Annotated in this window: 18 protein-coding genes; 5 read left to right on the top strand and 13 right to left on the bottom strand. The window is 54.0% G+C overall.

The features are described from left to right. Window positions 1-2 precede the first annotated feature (2 nt). From VFO10_RS20720 to VFO10_RS20710, 3 genes are read right to left on the bottom strand one after another with little or no spacing between them, the layout of a single operon-like run. The gene (locus tag VFO10_RS20720) at window positions 3-368 is read right to left on the bottom strand and encodes a response regulator (protein ID WP_325143773.1); all 366 of its coding nucleotides are present in this window, start codon (window positions 366-368) and stop codon (window positions 3-5) included. Beyond that, entirely contained in the window at window positions 365-1942 is a 1578-nt protein-coding gene (locus tag VFO10_RS20715; RefSeq protein ID WP_325143771.1) for an ATPase domain-containing protein, read from the bottom strand. The genes VFO10_RS20720 and VFO10_RS20715 overlap by 4 nt, the downstream gene beginning before the upstream one ends. Beyond that, window positions 1926-4271, bottom strand: coding sequence for a response regulator (locus VFO10_RS20710; protein ID WP_325143769.1), 2346 nt, complete (start codon window positions 4269-4271; stop codon window positions 1926-1928). Before VFO10_RS20710 ends, VFO10_RS20715 begins: the two co-directional genes overlap by 17 nt. A 364-nt stretch (window positions 4272-4635) precedes the next feature. Between VFO10_RS20710 and VFO10_RS20705 the strand changes: the two genes are divergently transcribed. After that, window positions 4636-5811: an adenylate/guanylate cyclase domain-containing protein gene (locus VFO10_RS20705; RefSeq protein ID WP_325143768.1), complete on the top strand. Its 1176-nt coding sequence runs from the start codon at window positions 4636-4638 to the stop codon at window positions 5809-5811. Window positions 5812-5846: 35 nt separating this feature from the next. On the opposite strand, the gene VFO10_RS20700 is transcribed toward VFO10_RS20705, so the two are convergent. Both VFO10_RS20700 and VFO10_RS20695 read right to left on the bottom strand, forming a co-directional pair. Next, the gene (locus VFO10_RS20700) at window positions 5847-7172 is read right to left on the bottom strand and encodes a DUF3373 family protein (protein ID WP_325143766.1); all 1326 of its coding nucleotides are present in this window, start codon (window positions 7170-7172) and stop codon (window positions 5847-5849) included. Window positions 7173-7191: 19 nt separating this feature from the next. Further along, a complete protein-coding gene (locus VFO10_RS20695; protein ID WP_325143764.1) occupies window positions 7192-7443 on the bottom strand; it encodes a hypothetical protein in 252 nt (83 codons plus the stop codon). Window positions 7444-7888: 445 nt separating this feature from the next. Here VFO10_RS20695 and VFO10_RS20690 point away from each other — a divergent pair, with 445 nt between their 5' ends. The 3 genes from VFO10_RS20690 to VFO10_RS20680 all read left to right on the top strand — a co-directional run bounded on the left by VFO10_RS20690 (window position 7889) and on the right by VFO10_RS20680 (window position 12822). Further along, a complete protein-coding gene (locus tag VFO10_RS20690) occupies window positions 7889-8764 on the top strand; it encodes an acyl-CoA desaturase (RefSeq protein WP_325143762.1) in 876 nt (291 codons plus the stop codon). Between the two features lie 263 nt (window positions 8765-9027). Continuing rightward, window positions 9028-11571, top strand: coding sequence for a TonB-dependent receptor plug domain-containing protein (locus VFO10_RS20685; RefSeq protein WP_325143760.1), 2544 nt, complete (start codon window positions 9028-9030; stop codon window positions 11569-11571). A 192-nt stretch (window positions 11572-11763) separates the two neighbouring features. Beyond that, a complete protein-coding gene (locus VFO10_RS20680; protein ID WP_325143758.1) occupies window positions 11764-12822 on the top strand; it encodes a hypothetical protein in 1059 nt (352 codons plus the stop codon). On the opposite strand, the gene VFO10_RS20675 is transcribed toward VFO10_RS20680, so the two are convergent. From VFO10_RS20675 to VFO10_RS20665, 3 genes are all read right to left on the bottom strand, one after another. Beyond that, window positions 12819-13919: a dipeptide epimerase gene (locus VFO10_RS20675; RefSeq protein ID WP_325143756.1), complete on the bottom strand. Its 1101-nt coding sequence runs from the start codon at window positions 13917-13919 to the stop codon at window positions 12819-12821. The genes VFO10_RS20680 and VFO10_RS20675 overlap by 4 nt on opposite strands. A gap of 30 nt (window positions 13920-13949) precedes the next feature. Next, on the bottom strand, window positions 13950-15107 hold the full coding sequence (locus VFO10_RS20670) for a phytase (protein WP_325143754.1): 1158 nt from the start codon (window positions 15105-15107) through the stop codon (window positions 13950-13952). 91 nt (window positions 15108-15198) lie between these two features. Further along, the gene (locus VFO10_RS20665; RefSeq protein WP_325143752.1) at window positions 15199-15639 is read right to left on the bottom strand and encodes a CBS domain-containing protein; all 441 of its coding nucleotides are present in this window, start codon (window positions 15637-15639) and stop codon (window positions 15199-15201) included. A gap of 304 nt (window positions 15640-15943) precedes the next feature. Between VFO10_RS20665 and VFO10_RS20660 the strand changes: the two genes are divergently transcribed. After that, complete coding sequence (locus VFO10_RS20660; protein ID WP_325143750.1) at window positions 15944-16327, top strand: response regulator; 384 nt, start codon at window positions 15944-15946, stop codon at window positions 16325-16327. 1 nt (window position 16328) lies between these two features. Here the strand turns inward: VFO10_RS20660 and nrdD are convergent, their stop codons facing one another. From nrdD to VFO10_RS20635, 5 genes are all read right to left on the bottom strand, one after another. Next, window positions 16329-18113: an anaerobic ribonucleoside-triphosphate reductase gene (gene nrdD / locus VFO10_RS20655; protein ID WP_325143748.1), complete on the bottom strand. Its 1785-nt coding sequence runs from the start codon at window positions 18111-18113 to the stop codon at window positions 16329-16331. Window positions 18114-18123: 10 nt separating this feature from the next. Beyond that, window positions 18124-18570 (bottom strand): anaerobic ribonucleoside-triphosphate reductase activating protein, encoded by a 447-nt coding sequence (gene nrdG / locus VFO10_RS20650; RefSeq protein WP_325143746.1) that lies wholly within the window; start codon window positions 18568-18570, stop codon window positions 18124-18126. Between the two features lie 118 nt (window positions 18571-18688). Then, complete coding sequence (locus VFO10_RS20645) at window positions 18689-19408, bottom strand: hypothetical protein (RefSeq protein WP_325143744.1); 720 nt, start codon at window positions 19406-19408, stop codon at window positions 18689-18691. A 14-nt stretch (window positions 19409-19422) separates the two neighbouring features. Beyond that, window positions 19423-20028 carry an SCO family protein gene (locus tag VFO10_RS20640; protein ID WP_325143742.1) on the bottom strand — a complete coding sequence of 202 codons (606 nt, stop codon included), beginning with the start codon at window positions 20026-20028 and terminating at the stop codon, window positions 19423-19425. Then, on the bottom strand, window positions 19985-20791 hold the full coding sequence (locus tag VFO10_RS20635; protein ID WP_325143741.1) for a formylglycine-generating enzyme family protein: 807 nt from the start codon (window positions 20789-20791) through the stop codon (window positions 19985-19987). Before VFO10_RS20635 ends, VFO10_RS20640 begins: the two co-directional genes overlap by 44 nt. Window positions 20792-20801: the final 10 nt, after the last annotated feature.

Genomic DNA, 20801 nt, shown 5'->3' with positions numbered 1-20801 from the left:
TTTTACCTCTCTTCCGTAAACTGGCTCACCGTCTTGATCAGACTGTTGCAGTCAAAGGGTTTACGAAGAAAGCCGTCCCATTGATGTTCGTCCTGATTCACCTTCAGTTCGGTGTTGTTCATCAGAACGACAGGAACTTTGGCGAAACGCCGATCATTGCGCAGCTGCTTCAGAAGATCAAGACCACTCATGAAGGGCATCATGACATCGATCAGGACCAGCTGGAAGCTTTTGTCTTTTTCCTTAATGCACTGCAGAGCATGACGCCCGTTGGCGCAAACCTCGACCTCGAAACCTTCATCCTCCAGTATGCCCCTGATCGCTTGGGCAATGTCATATTCATCATCCACGACCATTATAGAGGTCATCGCCGACCTCCCTTGCGGCTCTTGCCAGCCGATTTTTTCTTCGTCTTCGCCTTCTTCTTCGTCGCGGGCTTTGCCTGCGATGGAGGGCCAATCAACCGTCCCTGACCAGTCAGCACGGCCTCTGCGGTAAAGGAATCTGTAACTTCGACTCCAAGGCCGGTGATCTTGAATTCCCGGATGCCCGTGTCGTATTCGCTCTCACGCATTTTCATGATGGATAGAAGACGCCGAATTTGGGACTGAAGTTCCACATAACGCAGAAGGACGACGCCTTCCACGACATTGGCCAGCTCCGGATTAGGCATATCAAGTTCCGGTTTAAAAAGCGGCAGCTCTTCCGTGATCAGGCTCGTCACATCCAGCATGCGCAGCTGGTTGGTAAAGGCCGACATGAAGCGCGAGGCTCGGTCGGGATAGACGTTGGCATTGCGGAAGCCTTCGACGCCGTCGATGAAGAGTCGACGGCGGGATACGTTCTGCGTTTCCGTACGCAGTTTTTCCAAAAGCTGTTCAGCTAAAGAATCCAGGTAATGCTCCAAAGGCGGCTGCCAGATCAGTTGGATCAAACCTTCATCCACCCATTTTTTCAATCCAAGGCCGAGCCGCTCGGCTTTTTCAATGAGCCGTGGCGGTGGTTCATAGAAGCCGAAGTAAATCCCTGACTGGCCCTGCTTCGCGCCTTCCACCAGGAAATGCAGTCCTAGTATGGTCTTGCCCGTACCGGGTGCCCCCAGCAGCACGGTGCAGGTGCCCGACAAAAGTCCGCCCGTCAGCATCTGATCGAACGACGTGATACCAAAACCCATGCGAATCCGTTCCTCGGTCGCATTCTCGGGAGGATCGGCGAACTGCACTTCAGTCCGTGGATGGATCTGGACCCCGTCGTCGGTGATTTCGACTTCATGCTTGCCCTGCAAAAAATCAGAGCCGCGGAATTTGTGAATGGCGACCTCATGAACGGACCGCGGACCCAGAAGGTCGCGCGTGAATTCCATGATGCCATCCACCAGATTGTTCTGGGGCATGGTCCTGTCGTGGTTCGCGGGGGATAGAAGAAAGGTGGTGCAGTTCAAAAGCGCGGTGACCCCCTGCAGTTCATGGATGAATTCCTTGAACTCCAGCATTCCATTACGATCTGAAATGCCGGATTCCAGGCCATCCAGGATCAAGAGATCAGCCTGGTGTTCCTTCACAGCATTGCGGATCATGGTCAAAAGACCGCGAAAACCATCGGATTTGAGTATCCCGTAGCCGCTGAAGTAAAAGATCTGCGAATTCACCAGCTCAGGCCGGAAAAACGTGAAATCCTCGATGTGCCCGAGCATTTTGGTAATCGACTCGACCAGGATGGAGATATAGACCGAGCGACCACGGCCTGAAGCGTGATTGAAGCAGAGCTGATTCGCGTAAACAGTTTTGCCGGATCCAGGAGGCCCGATCACCGAATAGATGGAACCCTTAAGGAATCCACCTTTGAGGATATAATCGAGCCGCGGTACTCCCGAGGCCAAACGTCGTTCTGCTTTCTTAATATTCTCCACTTCACTTTGATATGAGCTACTTTTCCCAGGCACCGCTCCCTCCGTCTGATCCCGACTGGCTTTCCGTCTCCAGCCCTGTATGACGAACAATGCTCGCCAGCAAACTTTTTATGTTTATAGGCTTGGTGATGTGATCATTGCAACCTGCCAGAAAACTTTTTTCCTGTTCTTCATTCCGCGCGTGAGCGGAAAGCGCCAGGATTGGCTTGTCAAAGCCCATGCTGCGGAGACGTCGCGTCGCGCTATAGCCGTCGCATACCGGCATCTGTAGATCCATCAGGACTATATCGTAAGGATTGGCCGCGGCCTTTTCCACCGCTTCGAAACCATTGGAAGCGAAGTCAACTTTGGCGCCGTAACGGGTCAGAAAACTTTTCAAGAGGAGCTGATTATCCATGGAGTCATCGGCGGCAAGAATGGAAATGGATTCCAACTGCGTCCGCGCAAAGATCGCCTTTCCCGCCGCAGGATAAGCCGCGGTGACTTCCCGGTCCTGGGCCTGGATGCGTTTCCGGGCAGGCGCTCCATCAATGGTCACGACGAAGGTGCTGCCCACGCCCGGAGCCGATTGCTCAAGAATCACATCACCGCCCAGGAGCCTTGCCAATTTACGGGAAAGCAGGAGTCCAAGCCCCGTGCCTCCAAAGCGTCTCGTATTGGTACAGTCGATCTGGGAAAAAGGCTGAAACAGCTGGCCGATATGATCGGAGTCAATGCCAATACCGGAATCCTTGACCCGGAAAAGCAGCGGAGCGGACGACGGAGTGATGGGACCCGCGGCGACGATCTCGATCTGAATGCGGCCTTTCTCCGTGAACTTCACCGCGTTGCCGACGATATTCACAAGGATCTGCTTCAGTCGGGCAGGATCCGTCGTTATAATGTCCGGCGATTCACGGTCGGTCGTGACTTCGATATTCAGGCCTTTCTCGCGGGCACGATACCCGAGTAAATTCATGACATCGCGAATGATGGCGGAAATCGAGCATTCCACTTTCTTCACGTCTATTCGCTGGGCTTCCACTTTGGACAGATCCAGGATTTCATCGATCAGCCGCAGAAGGTCCTGGCCATTGCGTTCGATAATGGCCAGGGTTTCGTCCCGCTCCTCGGGGGGGATATCGCCGCTTCGCATAAGACTGGTGAAGCCGATGACCGCTCCCAAAGGCGTGCGGATTTCGTGGGAGATATTGGCTAAAAAAGCCGTTTTTGCCTGATTGGCCCGTTCGGCTTCTTCTTTCGCTTGAACGATGCTCTGCTGGGCCTCGCGCTCGGCGGTTATATCAAAGATTGCCATCACAGCCGAAGTCACCTCACCATCCGAATTGAGAATAGGCGCAGCGTTCAACGAAAGAAAGCGATCCGAATTCGTTTCGCTCTGAAACATGCGAATGACGCCGCCGGGAACGGAAACTCCCGATTTCAAGGCGTGGCTCAAAGGCCAATCATCAGCCTGGACGACTTTTCCATCCGGGGTGAAGGCCTGAATCTGGCCGTAATCTTCGATGCAGCTGGCTGCGACCGCATCGCTGCCGAGCAGAGCCTGCGCCTGGTCATTAAAAAAGACGATGCGACCGCTCGGGGCTTCCGCAATGACGATGCCGGCGGGGAACTGCTGCATGATGGTTTCAAAATGCGAGCGTTCAACATCCATCTGCTTATGCAGAAGGGTGATGTCAGCTGACGCGCGACGCAGCTCGCTGTTATTTTTCAAGGTCACGACCACGCCGCTGATCCGCTCATCATCCTGAACGGCCGAGGCGCTCAGGAGCACGGGAATATTCCGGCCTTTGTGATGCCGGATGAAACCTTCCACGTTATGAATGGAATGGCCTTTTTCAAAAACCTTGGCCAGGGTCTGACTCAGAGCTTCGGCGACGGATGGGGCCCACAGCGATTTGATGGGACTATGTTCCAGTTCGGCTTTCCTGATCCCGCTGAGTCTTTCTGCGGAGCGGTTCGCGTACGTGATGCTTCCCTCGCGATTCACAAGGAAAAGACCATCGGAGGTATTCTCTTCAAAGGCTGCTAATACAGCCGCGTGAGGAAAGTCGGGATCCCAGCGCGGGGGCAGATTCGCCAGAAAGTTATCGAGGAGGATGGCATCCACTTCAGTGTCACCATGGAGCACCATGACAGGGAGCTTACGCCCTGATTCTTTCAAAATAGCGAGAGCCACCCCTGGCCTTGCGCAGACCACAGCATCGACCTCTCTCTGCTGAAGCTCCTGTATACTGGCTTCCAAAGTTGTGACGACGCTCCAGCTCACCTGCCCCTGGTTCTGGATCAGGTGCTCCAGTGCCTCGGGCTGGGTCCCGTGATCGGACACAAAGATGATCTGCATAGGCTGTTTCAATGGCATGGTCCGAATCTCCGTAAGTCTCTGCCTAGTGTAAACCTGTAAGGTCTCTTATGAATTTATAGAAGTTCCCACCTTCATCTTGTCAAGGGCATCCGTTTTCGGACGGACAAAGTGCTCGCAAGTCGCGAATTTCTTTACCTTGTTCAGTCCTCGGCCAACTCTCCCAATCCCGTCATTTTTGTTAATGAAAAAATGACCGATAACTGTGACAGAGTAAAGGGCTTTTTGACCGATGATGGGTGATAACCTCAAAAATGAATACAGGGTTCGATGGGACCTACGTTTTGCGGACCCTGCGTATGAACGAGGGTTCAAGCGCCATTATGTAGCAAAAGGTCTGCTTCTCAATCGGATTGCATTATCCATGGCCTTGCTCATGTATTCGTCGTTCTTCGCCTTGGATTATGCGCTGGGATTGCCTAACCTTCCTCTGCAAGCCGTTCTGCGCCTTATCGTGATGCCATTGATCCTTTTTTTCACTTTCTACTCGTCATTCAAACCGATCTATCGCCGCAAGTTCGAACTTTTCATCTCCTTGCCGCTGCTCGCAGGCTCTCTGGCCCACTGTGGGATGGCAGTTGCAAACCCTATGCCGCCTGGCTACTTTGTCTTCGCAACGGGATTGATGCTGCTCTATAACCATCTTTTCTCGGGTCTTCGTCTGCAGATTTCGCTGCGCGTAGGGGCGGTGATCGTGGTCACCTATGAAGCCGTGCGCCTCTTCTGGACCGACGTTGATTTCCCCGTGGCGTTTCAGGAGAATTTTTTTCTGCTTTCCGCTCTGGTCCTGGCTTTAGTGGCGAACTATCTGATCGAGCGCTTCAATCGGGCTGATTATGTCCACCACATGGAGCGGGAAATCTTTCTGAAAAAACTCCATGCCGCGAAAGCCGAAAGGGAGCAGCTCCTGAGCAATATCCTGCCGCAGGCCATCGTCCAGGAACTCTATGCAACGGGGCATGTGGCGCCGCATGATCTGCCGGATGTGACCGTGATGTTCATCGACATCGTGGGTTTCACTCGGATGTCCGAGCGCGTGCACGCCCAGGAGCTGGTGAAGGCGCTGAACGAATACTTCACCATGATCGACCGCATCATGGACCAGTATGGAATTGAGCGCCTGAAAACCATTGGCGACGCATATTTCTGCGCCGGTGGGCTATCCGACAAAACCATGCCGCATACCCTGAACTGCTGCCTGGCGGCGCTGGACGTCATGCAATCCATCTCCCAACTGGAAGGCTGGTTCGGGGAAAACCTGGAAGTCAGGATCGGAATCCATCGTGGGCCCGTGACCGCCGGTGTCGTGGGGGAAAAGCGTTTCGCCTATGATATCTGGGGTGATACCGTGAACGTGGCCAGCCGCTTTGAAAAGGCTTCGGAGCCCGGGCGCATCAATATTTCGCAGGCGGTTTACGATGTCGTGAAAAAGCATTTGGATTGCGAGGCGCGTGGGGACATCGTGGTGAAGGGGGAGCTTTCGCTTAGGATGTATTTCCTTAAGCCTGATGGGGCTGACGTTCGGAATAAAACGGCCTAAAAAAGGGAGAGGTGGCCCTCTCCCCGATACGCGAATTAGAAATCCGTTCTCAAACTCGCATAAACGCTCGTTTCTTTGAAATCCACTTTGGTGGGCTCAAACTGGAAGGTGTTCGTCGCAGGATTGATAACCACGGGATAGCCGCGGCTATACTCTGGTTTGGTCTGCATGAGACCAATGCGCAGCTTCATGGCTTGATTCAAAGGCTGGCTGTAATAGACATGGCTGCCCTTGCCACGCTGGGTATAGAAAGCCATAGGATCACGCGCAGCAAAATCGAAGAGGATCGAATTCTTATCCGCGCTGTGAGTCTCGTAACCAAGGGCTGGATTCTTGAGAGCCTCAACAGGGAGTTGATAATGAACTCCCATAATGGTGGCCTTGCCTTTTACAGTGGCATCAAGCTCCCCGGCTTTGCCGACTCCACCGATAACAGGGTTGCCGGGGATCGGTATATTAAGACCTCCTTCGTTGACGAACTTCGTTTGGATGTGCGACGCATAAGCAGTCAAGCCAATCGAGGCGATGTCCTGGACTTCAAGATAGATGGCGTCGACGCGGTAATCGAATTTCCAAGTCTCGGAAGCCTTGTAGTCCTTGAATTGAAAACCCTGGTAGATGGCTGTGATGTCGCGTGCGATCGCGCTGCCAGTCAGGTTGTAGTCAAGCATCCACGATGACAGCGGAACCTGACTGTTCTGAAGGGCGGTTGAACCGGGAACGTCGTTTTTGTTATAAGTTTTCTCACCAGACGCATTATTGGCGATATCGATCTGCGAAAGCGGTGTGTAAACCAATCGCGCCGAGAGGCTTTGCGTCTGTGAAAAAGCGTAGGAATAAGTCGCCGCATAACCATCCAGCGGTGTGGAATAAACCTGGCGAGGATAAGATCCCTGCCGTGGCAAACCATCGTAAATATGCGAAGGAGGTCCGTCCAGCGTGGGGAGGCGTCCCGCGGAAAGCGTCAGTCCCTCAATGACTTTATAATTGAGGAAAAGACGTTCAAATGAGGCCAGGGTTGAATTATAACGGCGACCTTCCGAGTTGGAAACGGTGGTCCCGCCCTGGTTGTTATAAACGTTGGAATAGGTGAGACGACCAAAGATCGTGACGTTCGGAAGGGGCGAAGAGCTGAAATCAATACCCACGAGATTGCTGCTGATATTGAGTCTGACATCTTTCTGGCCAGACTCCTTCCGGGTATATTGGTCGTAACGGTTTTCCATGAAACCACTCCATTTCAGAGTGCTGGAATAACCCGCCATTTCCAACGCATCCACCCGCTTCGCCAAATCATCGTCCGCTGCCAAAGCCACATTCCCTGCGGCGCTCAAAAGGATCAGGGGCAAAATATTTTTCATGGACATTTCCCTTCTGGAATTAACCACCGATGTTACTGCCCTGCTTTTTGCAGGTCACCTTGCAACCTTCGCCGACGTCGACCGTGGAGCTCACGCACAGGGTAAACTGCACGATCGTTCCGGTCCGGCCAGGGGTGGCCAGAGCTTCAGCCTTTTCCTTGGGAAGCTTGCATTGATCGACCACCGCCTTCACGAAATCTTCCTTCGGGTCAGCAGCTGCGGCTGAGCTGAGAAGCCAGCTCAAACCCACCATCACGAGATACCGTTTCATAAAACACCTCCATAAGGGATAAACGGTAAAAACCGGACGCTAGTCGGCAAATGACAACGGCCTGTACGTTGGACGATCGCGGAATCGGCAGCGAAAGCCCCTCAGTTTTGCGAGTCTTTTTATTTTTAAAAATTCTAAGGCACGAAATGGCACGATGCAAGGAATTTGCGATTATTTTTTGCATGTTACCGAGAAAAAAGAGGCATATTCAAGGCGCGAAACCTTGAAACCATTTAGGATCCTGACTTTGACCAGGATCCCTCGACGAAGAATGCCCGCACGAATTTTGTCAAAGGATCCGCCAGGCCATGACGGGCTTTGGCTGCCGCTGGGGCGAAACTTGTAAAACAATGGTAAAACCTGCGTGCAACCCGTGGGAAACACTGATGTCCTGACCTATACTAGCCGAAGAGTAGAAGAAGATTGAGTGCTGGAAGGAGATCCTATGCAAGTCGCCGCACAACAATTGGGGCAGGCAAAGACCAACACCAAGCAGATTGATTGGGTTGGCTCCATACCCTTTATCGTCATGCACGTCGCTGCATTGTGCGCATTTTTCTGGGAATTTGATGCCAAAGCATTTTGGCTTGTCTTTATTTCCTATTACATCCGCATGGTCGCAGTCACAGCCGGTTATCACCGGTATTTTTCACACAGGACCTATAAAACCTCGCGCCTGATGCAATTCTTCATTGCTTTCATGGCCCAGACTTCGGCCCAGAAGGGCGCTCTGTGGTGGGCGGCGAATCACCGTCACCATCACAAGTATTCGGATACGGACAAGGATCTGCACTCCCCCGAGCAGCATGGCTTCTGGTGGGCGCAGGTGGGTTGGATCATGAGCCCGAGCTCGGTTCCCACGCACTGGAAATGGATCCAGGACTTCGCCAAGTATCCTGAACTGGTTTGGCTGAATAAGTTCCACCTTGTTCCTCCGACGATTTACGCCGTTGCCATGTGGCTGGTCTTCGGGTGGTCAGGTCTCTTCTGGGGCTTCTTCTTTTCGACGATGCTCCTTTTCCATGGCACCTTTGTGATCAACTCGCTGACTCACATGTTCGGACGCGTGCGCTATCGCTCGGGCGACGGCAGCCGGAACAGCTTCCTGCTCGCTTTGGTGACCTGTGGTGAAGGCTGGCATAACAATCATCACTACTACCAGTCGACGGCTAACCAGGGCTGGTTCTGGTGGGAAATCGACCTGTCGTACTATGTGCTGAAACTTGGATCGTGGCTGGGTTTGGTCTGGGATCTGCGCAAGCCGCCCGCGCATGTCAAAGCCAAGACCATCGCATCGGAAGCGAAAGACGTCGCCGCCTGAATTTTACCCATGCCTTCTCTCTGAAACGAAACGCCGCTCGATCCTGCATCGAGCGGCTTTATTTTTTCTCAATGCATACCCTGCCCGAAGCAGGACCCAAATATCCTGTCTCAATTGACTTTCCGCGAATCTTTGCTTTATAAACAAACCACTTTTCAAATTTGCACCAATCTTATGAGGAGTCTAAGGTGAGTAGACGTTTGTTGCGGTCTCATCGCTTGGCATTCGCTGTCTCAGGCGGACTGGCTACGGGAACCTTGCTCATGTCGACTGCGCACGCCCAAGGCGTCGAGCCAGTCACGAAAGAGGCGGATTCCACGGCTGTCGAGAAAAAGGCCGAGAAAAAGTCCGAACGTATCCAGGTTACCGGCTCCCGCATCAAGCGCACCGATGTGGAAGGCGTTTCGTCCGTCATACAAATCGATAGCGAGGCGATTCAGAAGTCCGGCGTCTCTTCTGTATCCGAACTGATGCAGAACCTGTCCGTATCGATTGACGGCTCCTACAGTTCCTACTCCGTTGAAGATAAGCGCGGCACCGTGATGAACGTGAACCTGCGCGGTCTTGGTCCTGAAAACACCCTCGTCCTCCTCGATGGCCGTCGTCTGCCGGACGAAGGCGGGGAAGGCGTCGTCGACCTTTCCGTCATTCCCATGGCTGCGGTCGAGCGTATCGAAGTGCTCAAAGATTCAGCATCCGCGATTTACGGTTCGGATGCGACCGGCGGTGTGATCAACATCATCACCAAAAAGGATTTCGAAGGCAGCGCAGTGTTCGCTCGCGGCAGCAAGCCTTCCGCAGGTGATGGCGGCGTCGGCACGCAGTTTTCCTATATGAGCGGCGTGACCAAGGATAACTTCCGTAACCTTACGGTCCTTGGATACCAGCACACCGAGCCCACGTTCTACCGCGATCGCGAGTGGACGGAAAAAGGCCTGAGCATCTATGCCTTCCCAGCGAACCTTCAGACCAAAGGCCTGCCGCTGCAAGCGCATCCCAACTGCGCGGATAACCCGGATAAACTCACGGAAGAAGGTCGGACGCTGTGCGCCTATAACTATGGCCAGACCAGTGCCTTCTCGTCGGAATTCACGCAGATCAGCATCCTGAATAACTTTGAATACCGCATCAACGATAGCGTGAGTCTTTTCACAAGCCTTCGCGCCAACCGCAACACCAACTCCTGGAACCAGGCTCCGAACGCCGGTGAGTTCACCATTCCCCAGGCGATCGCCGCCTCGCGGGTCAATGAGCTGAAACTCAATCAGCTGGGTCTGACGACAGTGGAAGGCGACGTCGATGTGTATTATCGCGGTGTGCCCTGGGGCCTGCGCCGCTTCGAAGAGGAAAACACCGTCATCGGCGGCAACGTCGGTATCCGTGGCGAACTCGGCGGAAGCTGGGAATGGCAAGCGGTTGCCGGTCGTTCGGAAGGCAAGAAGGATCAGGTGAACCCCACCGGCTTCATGCTGAAGAGCGAGCTGGTGAATGCGGTTGCGACGGGTGAATTCAATCCCTTCGAAACCAACCTTGCTGATCCCAGCCTTGCGAACGTCGTAAATCGTGCGAGTTATCAGCCTTTCGTGATCACGGAAACCCAGATGATCACCTATGACCTGAACACCTCGGGCGAACTCTTCGATATGCCCGGAGGCACAGCGGCCTTGGCTGTCGGCGTCAACCGCATCGAGCAGGATTACAAAAAAACCATTGATTCCCAATCGGAAAACAATAACGTCTTCGGCGTTGTGAACGATCAAGGTGATCAGGGCGATCGCCAGGTGAATGCTGTCTATGCGGAATTGAGTCTGCCGGTTGTGAAGGAACTGGAACTGCAGGCCGCTGTGCGCCATGACCAGTACAGCGACTTCGGGGGAACGACCAATCCCAAGTTCGGTTTCAAATACCGTCCCGTGGATCGCGTCCTCTTCCGCGGTAGCGCGGCCACAGGCTTCAAAGCCCCTACTCTGCGCCAGATCTATAAGGGCAAGTCGGTTGGCCTTGATAACCTGAAAGATACCATCCTTTACGCGGGTCAGGCCGATATTCCGACCACGACGGAAGTCGAGATTGAAACGGCAGGTAACAAGGATCTACAGGAAGAAACTTCCCTGTCCTACAGCTTCGGTGTCGTGGCCGATCCTTTCGAAGGCTTCTCGGTCGGCGCTGATTTCTGGTACATCAAGATCAATGACATCGTTCAGGATATGGACGCCCAGAGAGTGGTGGATTCGATCGCCACCGGCCGCACCTATGATGGCGTTCAGGTCATCCGCGCCGGCAACACGCCCGATGGCCGCCTGGAGCGCCTTGTGATCCCGACCATGAACCTCGGCGAATCGGAAAACACAGGCGTGGATACCAGCGCGGAATATCGCTTCCGTGCGGGCGCCACCCGCGCTTCGATCGGTTCGGAATACTCGCGGAAGTTCTATTCGCGCGTCGTTCCCTTCCCTGGTCAGCCTCAGGAAGACGTCCTGGGTGAACGCGGCAAACCCGCCTGGCGTATGGTGAATACCGGAAACGTGGCCGTGGGCAACCAAAGCTTCCTGCTCCGCAATAACATCATTGCGAAGCAGACATCGGCTCTGGATCCTGAACTTGATATCGGCAGCTTCACAACCTACGACGTGCAGTATGCCTGGAGCCATCCTTGGAATGGTTCGATCGCGGTCGGTGCTTTGAACGTGTTCGACACCGATTTCCCACGGGATAACAGTGAACGCGCCGGTGATGACACCCGCGTGAAGGAACTTTATTCTCCGGATGGACGCGTGCTTTACGTCAATCTCAATCAGGTCTTCTAAGACATGACTGCGATTCCTTGAACGACAAGGGGGCCGGCTGCAAGCCGCTCCCTTTTTTTATCAAACGGCCCCCATTGCGGTCACCCGCGCTTAATCCTTCCCGGAATTTCAACCGAGAAAGAATCAGAGACTTTCCAGGGGACCACCTTGCTCCAAATTGATATAAATAGAGGCCTATTGATCCTGTGCATCATGGCAAGCGCCTGCCGTGCGCCCATCAAGGACGCTCGCTCGCAACTGCCTGTGATATTTCCCGACGCCGCGCGTGCCTTAGGGCCTTTTTCCATTCACCTGGAAAAAAGCCGTGAATCCAGCGCGCTATCCTCAGCACGCGTAAAAGTCGAGCAGACCGAAAGCGGCAAGCACATCACCGTTCAAATCAAAATGATTCATATTCAAGAGCAGGTGGCCTTGAGCTTTGTGCCTCAGAGTGAACCTTCGAACGGCTCTCTCAGCGCCTCCCAATGCACGACGTCACCTTCCATGCTTGCCGATGCCGTGGCCCTGCCCTCGGGTCATCGAGCGCCGCCTCTTCAGAAGGCAGCGGCCCTCTTTCACCTGCCCCTGCCCCGCTCCATTCGTGAGGCCTCGTCGCTTCAGGTCACCGGAGCCGGAGATACCTGGAGTGTCTTCGATGATGCTCTGGTCTGGAATCCGAAAAAAGATCGCTCCAGCGAGATTGCGCTCAGCTGGATACGGCAGGACATTCCGGAAACGCGTTATCCCCTGAGAGTGAAAGAACGCCCGCGTCACCTCCAAGCCCGCGTGATTCAGGATAACGAGGGTGAAGGCCTCAGTGTGGACTGGGTCGATGGTTTCGTGACACTCGATGCATCCGATGTGAAAGAGGGCGCCTGGCTTGAACTTCAGTATGATATCGAGGATAGGTCCTCGTCATTGCTTTTGCCGCAAATTCCAGCCTTTGGTAACATGAATATCCTGTCCTTCCAAACCAGTTGTCCGCGGGATGCGTTTCTTCTGGAGAGGGATGAGCTGAGCTGGAATTGTCCCATGGAAAAAGGCCCGCTCTGGGCCGTGTCATATTCCTTCCGTCAGCCCCAGGACGCCTGGGATTTTCATGACTGGCCGGAACTTTCAAGCGAAGCGCCGGCCCTCTTCAACGCCATGGATGATGAAGGCGAAAAAATCGAAGTCGTCGTGGAGCCCGAAGGCCGTGTGCTTCCCAAGAGTCCGCCGGATGCCGCGCGTATCTGCTTAAAGGCCAGCTGGTTTTCCGACAAGGCCCGCTAAACCCTGCGCGTCAGCCCATGACCCACTCCGGGCGGCAGCTGCAATTGGGCCCGGCAGGGGTGCCACGGACTGTCTTCACACACCCGCTCTTTAAAGAAAAAAGGCGTATCGAGATCCGCATAGGTCACAGCTTCCGTCGCACATGCGATCTGCAGCGAAAGTCCCATCGCGACCTCGCTTTCCAGCATGCCGCCTATCATCAAAGGGCAGCCCGCACGCTGTGCCAGAGCAATGATGCGAAGCGAGTCTTCGATCCCTGACTTCATGATCTTGATGTTGACGATGGGCTTCAGCCCCAGCTCCAAAAGCCTCTGCAGATCCTTATGCGAACGCACCGTTTCATCCACGCAGATGGGAATCGGCAGCTTCTGCGCCAGCCGCACAAAACCGGGTACATCATCTTCAGGCAAAGGCTGTTCGAAAAACAGCGGATGAACGTCGATCGCCTTCAGTCGCGACACCAGGGCTTCCGCATTCGCGACGGTGAAACCCTGATTGCCATCCAGGATGAAACGCATGCCCGCAGGAGCCACATGCTTCAGCTCCAGGATCATATCCAGATCATCCTGAACATGTCCCGAGACTTTGATCTTGATCAAACCAAAACCATAGGACTGATAAATGTCCCAAAAACCCTGGACCGCATGCGGATCCATAATAGGCAGCGTGATATCGGTTTCAAGTTGGGTCTGCCGGCCCGCACCCCAAAGCTGCGTCAAAGGACGACCCAGCTCCCGCGCATGAAGATCCCAGAGCGCGCCCTCGACACCCACATAGGCGGTGATGGATTGCGTGATCACTTCCGTTTTCAGTTTACGCAGGCGCTCAAAACCTTTCTGCGTGGTGCAGCCATGAATTTCGTCCAGAAGACCACGGGCGACCTCCGCTGCGGACTTCATCGTATCGCCGGTCAGCGAGGGGAAAGGCGCGCATTCCCCCAGGCCGACCAGTCCATGTTCGCTATGAATTTCCACCAGGATAATCTCTGCCGTTGGCAGGCTTTCCCGGGAAATGGTAAAGGGCACATGGATGGGAATGTTCATCGGATAAAGGGTACTGGACACCACAGCGGCCTTCACAGGATGTTCGGCAGACACAAGCTTAACTCCAGATTCGCAATAATCCTTTCATTTTCCCATGTCATGGGCGGGGCCGCCAGCGAATATATCCCAAAGCTTTTTCAGAGACACGATCTTATAGTTGGCGGGCTGGGTGTTGCCGTCCTTATCCGTGTTTTCATCATCATGAACCACAAGAACACCCTTCGGATAGCGCGGGCCAAGATTTCCGCCCTGGATGGCAAGTCCATCGGTCAGACTTACAGGATCCTTCGCATTCAGACGGATCTTGAAATTCCCCATCCAATTCAATCGATCCAGATCATAGAGAGTGAATTCCGAAAGACCCTGGCTCGAAAAGAGGAGGTAGCTGCGCCCCTTATGCGAGACGATATCCATGCCTTCAATATCATCGGTAACTCGCGGTACGCCCGGTTTGGCCCAGCTGTCCAGGTCCGTCCAGGAGCCTTGGACCGGAATGACAAGCTCAAGCGCCTTCGCCTTCAAACGCCAGATGCCAAGGTTTTCCATGCCGATATACAGCATGCCGCTGCGAGGATCATGCACGCAGCCTTCCAGAATAAAGCGTTCCGCAAGGTTCTCTTCCAGTTCCTCCTCTTCCCCTTCGGCTATGGTTTCCTTGGTCACCACGCTTTGCATTCGGGCGTCCTGCTCCGGCGTCACCACGGCCGCGAGGTCATAGGTGTTTTTCAGAGCGAGCTTTTTCTTTTTGTTCAGGGAGTATTCATAGAGAACGCCGGTCTTGGTCGGCAGGTAAATCCGAACGCTCTCATCATCACCTGGAGCGAGGCAAAGCCCGTAGGGCTCAAACGATTGTCCCTGGGCATCCAGCAGGTACGCGCGCTTCAGAAAGCTCACGCGGCCGTCCTGAATGCGATAAAGGTCAAGCGCGTTGTCGCTTCGATTCGTGGCCACAGCGAGGTTGTTCAGGATATCGACGCTATTGAGTTTACTGCCGGAAAAAAACTGCAATTCCTGGCCATCGAGCGCGTAAACACCTAAACCGCCCTGCCCTCCTTCGTCGTACTTGCTGGTCCCGAGTATGATGCTTTTCTTCGGATCTCTCGGATGAGCCCAAACCGCAGCATCATCGCTATCCGAAAAGCCGGCGGGAATGGGCGCGGTTTCCGTGGTGGCATCCAAAACAGGAACCTGAGCTGCCAAAGTCATGGGGACCAGACAGGCGATACCGAAAATAAAGCGCATGAAACCTCCTCATGTTGGACTGAAGTCATGAGGAGGATGGAAGCAAAATTAGCCCTAAAGATCCAGTATGAAAGGAAACTTCATGGAATCTTCATGAGGGGACCTGCGCATGCTGGCCATGATCCATCATGCTTTCCAGAACCTCACCGGCCAGAGCATGATCGCGGGCATGCGAGGAAAGATCAGAAAGCGAGAGAATACCCACAAGGCGCTTGTCACGATTCAGCACCACCAGCCGCCGAATTTGTTTCACCTGCATCAGGCGGGCGGCTTCCAGTTCATCCTGATCTTCGAAGATATAGACGATCTCGCGGCTCATCACCTCGCGCACGGGCGTGCTGTCCGGGTCAAGCCCTTGCGCGATCGCACGCGTGGCAATATCGCGATCGGTCACGGCGCCTAGAATTCGATCACCGTCAGTCACAGGAATGAAGCCAATATCACTGTCGCGCATAATTTCACAGGCGCGCCGGCAATGGGTTTCCGGACTCATCAAGACAGTTTCCTGGGTCATCATTTCAGAGATCTTCATCGAAAGATTCCTCCATTCAAAATGAAGCCAAGTTCAGACTCATTCATAACAATAAAAGCCCGGGCGGTATCTGGGGTTTTTTATGTAAGACACTTAAACATATAGCAGGAAAAAAGAGGGGGAGATAAATCTGGAACCGGCCTTGTCCAGTTAAGAAAAGTTCAGGCCGTGCAAAAGTATCAAGGACAGAGGGTTTTCACCCAATCAAGAAGACGATTGCGGTTTAGCGAATTCAGCTAAAAAACAGCCGGGACTTCAAGGCAAGCTGTCTTATCATGGAGCTTCCGACAAAGGAGAAATCCCAATGACCGATAAACAGCAGCCAACCATTTTGGTTGTTGAAGATGATGAATACTGCAGGGATCTTCTGGATCAGATCCTGACCATGCATGGTTATGCGGTCAAGGCCGCGGCGAACGGCCTGGAAGCCTGGAAACTCCTGCAAAGCCTGAATCCGGACCTGATCCTTCTCGACATGAAAATGCCGGTGATGAACGGCTGGGAATTCAGCCGCCGCCTGAAAGAGGAGCGTGATCGCACCATCCCCTTTGTGATCATCTCGGCCGCAGAAGACATTCGGCTACGCGCCCAGGAAACAGGAGCCAACGGATGGCTGGAAAAGCCGTTTGAGATGGACGACCTTCTCTCGGTTGTCGATGGTTTTATGAAAAAAGCAGCCCGAGGCTAGGCTATAAGCCGCGAACGTGCCCATAGAACCGTTCCGCATGCTCCTTCTGCCGAGCCTTTGAAAAACTCTTCACGCGCTTCAGATAACCGATGACCCGGGTGGCGTGATCCACATTCCCGCTTCCACAGCGCACGCACGCGCGATGGGTTCGCTTATCGGTATGACCGCATTCATTGCAGAGCGTGATCAGGATGTTGGTACAGAAATAATTGCAGCCGGTCCGTGCCGCAACGCGCAGAAGATCCATGTACTGCGCGGCGGACAGGTATTCTTCAAGATTCAAATGCAGCGCCGAGCCACCGTCCAGGTACTGGCAGGTCTCATGGCCGTGCAGGATGAATTTATCGATCGCGTTCACCCCCTCGGACTCCACGGGATAAAGATAGGAGTTATAGCAGTCGCGCGGCACGAAATAGCCATCCTTGCGATCCCATTGGGCGTTCTTCACGCCCAGGTTTTCGGCCGGGACGAGCTCGGTGTTGAAGAGCCGCCCATAGGTCCTGGAGGCCTTGCGATTCTCGTCATAGATCACCTTCAGATGCTTTTGAATGAACTCGATATAAGCCTCGTTACGGCCGGGCGTGAGACCCTCGGCTTCCGCAGCTTCCAGGAGACCATTCAACCCGATCGTCAGATACTGTTTTTCGAGCGTGATAAAACCAGCGTCATAAACGGGCAGCAGCCCCGCTTTCCGGTAGTCCCGGATCAAGGCGTCATGAGCCATCTGGTATCTATAAATCTTCTGGACCTCGCTGGCCAGATCGCGGCGGTCCTGAATGAGCCGATTCATGTTGATCGTGATCACATTGATGGACCCTGTCGCGATGCCGCCCGCACCCAAAGTATAACTGAAGGTCAGGTCATTGATTTCATTCCGCAGACGGCAGCAGCTGGAAAGGCTGTCGGCCCGGGGGGACGTGTAAACGAAGAAGCTGTTGCCTTCGCTCAGCTCCTGACTGCAAAAGCGGGCGAATTCCAGATCGCGGGGCCCGCTTGCGTCGATGAGCATGGCAGCCGTCACGACCGGAAACGTCAGCACGGCGCGCGTGCGTTCTTCGTTCAGCCAGCCCATGAAAAATCTTTGCAGCCTTTCCACAGATTCCCAGGAAGGTTGCGTGCCGTCTGGATAATAGAAATCGCCGAACATATGCGAGAAATAATGCTGGTCATAGATCGAAATATTCCAAAAGACGGACTGATATCCGCGCGCCGAGGCCGGCTGGTTGATCGAGTAGACGATCTGTTCGAATTTTTTGCGCACGATCTGCGGTGATTCCACAAGATAGTCAGAGCCCAGGGTTTTCTGCGCAAAATGATCAAAATACATCAGGAATTCCACAGTCGCGATAGCCCCAGCAAAGTGCGAGCTCAGGGCGAAGACGAGATTGATGAATGATCCACAGAAACTATCCAGATGCTGCGGCGCGGACGACTCTCCGCCCAAAGGCCTGAGTCCATGCAGCAGGAAGGGGTAAAGGCTGACGGAAGCGCAGTAAGGTTTCAAAGAGGTCTCATCATGAACATAAATCTCATGATCTTCAATCTGCCGCAAATATTCCGCGGCCGTTTCCTCGTCAAATAGTTCCCGAATCTTCTGGCTGATCAGATGCCGGTTGATCTGGATGCTGATATCTTTATGCAGCTCGGCTTCCAGGGTTGCAAGATTCTTGCTGGTCACATTCGCGTTGGCATCAAATCGGGACGAAGAGGCAGCGTTCTCGGGTGACATATAGGACTGAATGAACGCCACTTTATTCTGGATCTGGGGCAGGGACAGCTTGAGCATGGCATGAACCTCATCTATGGAATCGGGAATTAAGAACTTCACCTGTGTCGAGCCGTAGGAATCGTTGATTGGTTCCCGGTTGATCCAATCCACCGAGACGTGGATTCCAGGGACCTGTTTTCAGATAATCAAGATGCGTTTGAATTTCGGGACTCACGCGTTCAAGGCCGGTATAGAGGCAGGTTTTGAATCCCCTTCCCTGCGCGGTCTTCAGGAGTAATGCCAGCTGCTCCGGCCACCACTCGCCGCCGAAAAAAAGTATGCACGTGACAAGACCGGCATAACGGTCGAGCCATTCGCCATAAACATCCAAACTGAGGGAATCACCCTGCTCGGCATTCCATAGGCTTGCCGAATGACAGCCAGGGCAGCGATGCGGGCAGCCACAGATAAAAAAAAGGAGGGAAATTTCGTCGGGAACTTCCTGAAATACAACATCAGCAAAGGCATAGCGCATCACAGCAACTCCGCGCTGAAGAACTCATGCCTTTAGCATATCTAGTGTTTCAATTTCATTTCAACCACTAAATATAGCGTTATTCAGCGCGCCTGCGGAGAACTTCGCGCAGAGGTGATCAGAAGAAGGGAAAGTCTTCGTTGAACTCGAAGCTCAAAGGATCGGCCTCGTCAAAGAGAGCATTATAAAGCTGGCACGCAGGATCATCAGGCGTGCTGCAATTTTTCCACGCGGCTTTTAATTCATCCAAAGGAATATCCAGCGCGGGATTGGGACGCACAATCTGCGAGGCAAAGATCGTCACACCGCCTTGTTTGGAGTATTCCACTGTTGTCAGGTGACAGGGGGCACCGCAGCGTGTTTGATTTTGGCTGCTGCTGAAGATGGGGCCAATGCCGACAAAAGGTGCGTTATCCGCAAGGTTCTCCTGGATGGGAAAAGTCAGTTCGCCCTTGATGGAATAAATACTCTGCCAGGTTTCTCCGAACTCCAAGGTTGCAGTGCCGGGAACGACGGAAAGAAAGAGTCCTTCATGATGCAGGAATATGCGCGGCTTGTCGCGACTGCTCGCCGGCTGCGCGCTGATCACGCTGGCCGTCGCATTCAGTGCGAAAGGACGCCGGAGACTTGCAATCACGCAATCGAGCGTGACGGGCTTCGGCAGACTGTTGATGAGCGCGATCACATCAGTGATGCGCGTGATGGAGGAAGACACGGCCGCGCAACGCGCAGTCGCATCGTCCTGGGCCTCCTGCGGGGCCGGGCCTGACGAGCCGGAATCGCGGCCGCAGGCCAGAGTCAAACTCGTGAGCAGAATGAAGGAAAGGATACGGGACACGGCGCTCCTCCTTTTTATGGAGTCTTCAAAAGGTTCTGCATGACAGCCACGGTATCGGCCCGCCCTTTGAAAAGTTCCAGCTGCTGATGCTGCATCTGCCCCTTCTGATCCACCACGGTGAAGATATTCGAGTGGGCGAAATCACCTGTTTCCATTTTTTTGTAGCGGAACCCCAGCACCGTTCCGAGTTCCAGAACATCATCCTCGGCACCATTGAAAAGACGCCAGTTCGGGTTCAGCTTGCGTTCTGTGGCATAGGCCTTGAGGCGCTCGGGCGTATCGCGTTTGGGGTCCATGCTGAACAGCAGGACGTCCACCTTATCCTGGAGCGCCGCGGGCAGGGATTTCTGCAGAGCGCTCATCTCGCTCATGATCAAAGGGCAGGTCTGCTGACAGCTGGTATAGACCATGCTCACCAGCAGCACCCTGCCTTGGGCATCTTTCCATTGAAAGGTTTTGCCATTCTGATCCTTCCATACGCTTGTCAGTTCGTGAAGGCTGCCCTTGCTGTCCTTGCCCATGAGAGGCTGGGCGGTAACAACAGGCAGAACGACGATGAAGATCAGGACCCAAAGTTTAAGGCGCGACATCGCGCGCGCAACGGAAGCCAAGATTCGCAAGGGAAAACCCTCCTTTTAAGCTGCTGCGAAAAGCAAAGCGCATATAGCTCGCGTAATTCGTGGGATCTTTCCCACCCAGAGTCGATGCGCCACAGAATTCCGCAGTATTGGGCGCGGAATTATCCCGCTGTTCGGTGGATGCAATGTTGGAACTGAAATCAGCCGTCCATTCCCAGATGAGCCCATGCAGGTCCTGAACGCCCAACCGATGTTGAGTGGGCTGCCCCACAGGTCCCAGGACCGAAGGTGAGGGCCGGGAATACCATTCCAGGATCGTCTGCAAAAACGCCTCGCGATCGGTCGCGGACTTGCCAAAAAATTCCGGGCTGGCCGCATATTCCCATTCATAGGTCGTCGGCAGACGTTTGCCCTGAGCCTTGCAGAAAGCCCGCGCGGCGAACCAGGAGACGTGAATCACAGGACTTTGGTCGGGTGCCTGAGATCCTGGTTTTAAAGCGCCTTCCCAGTGGGAAAGATAGGTCGCATCCGCAAAAAGCGAAGTGACCTTATCCTTTTGCCACTCGGGATGGGCTTCCACAAAGCGAAGGAAATCGAGATTGGTGACGGGTGTTTTATCCAGAAGGAAAGCGGCCACCTGAATCAAAGGCGCCTTGAGCGGAGCGCTCGGTGTTTTCTTTTCCGGTACGAAGGACTCATAGACACCCGCTGGAATTTGAATCATGGGCACCGGCGTCTGAGCCAGGGTACGCTCCCTTGCGAAGAGTAGCATCAGTATAAGAGCGGAAACCCTGGTCGTTCTCATAGGCCGTTCC

Origin of the sequence: Oligoflexus sp. (assembly GCF_035712445.1) — a bacterium.
GTDB lineage: Bacteria > Bdellovibrionota_B > Oligoflexia > Oligoflexales > Oligoflexaceae > Oligoflexus.
The sequence above is the reverse complement of the archived record's forward strand: the minus strand, read 5'-3'. Positions and strand labels throughout refer to the sequence as shown.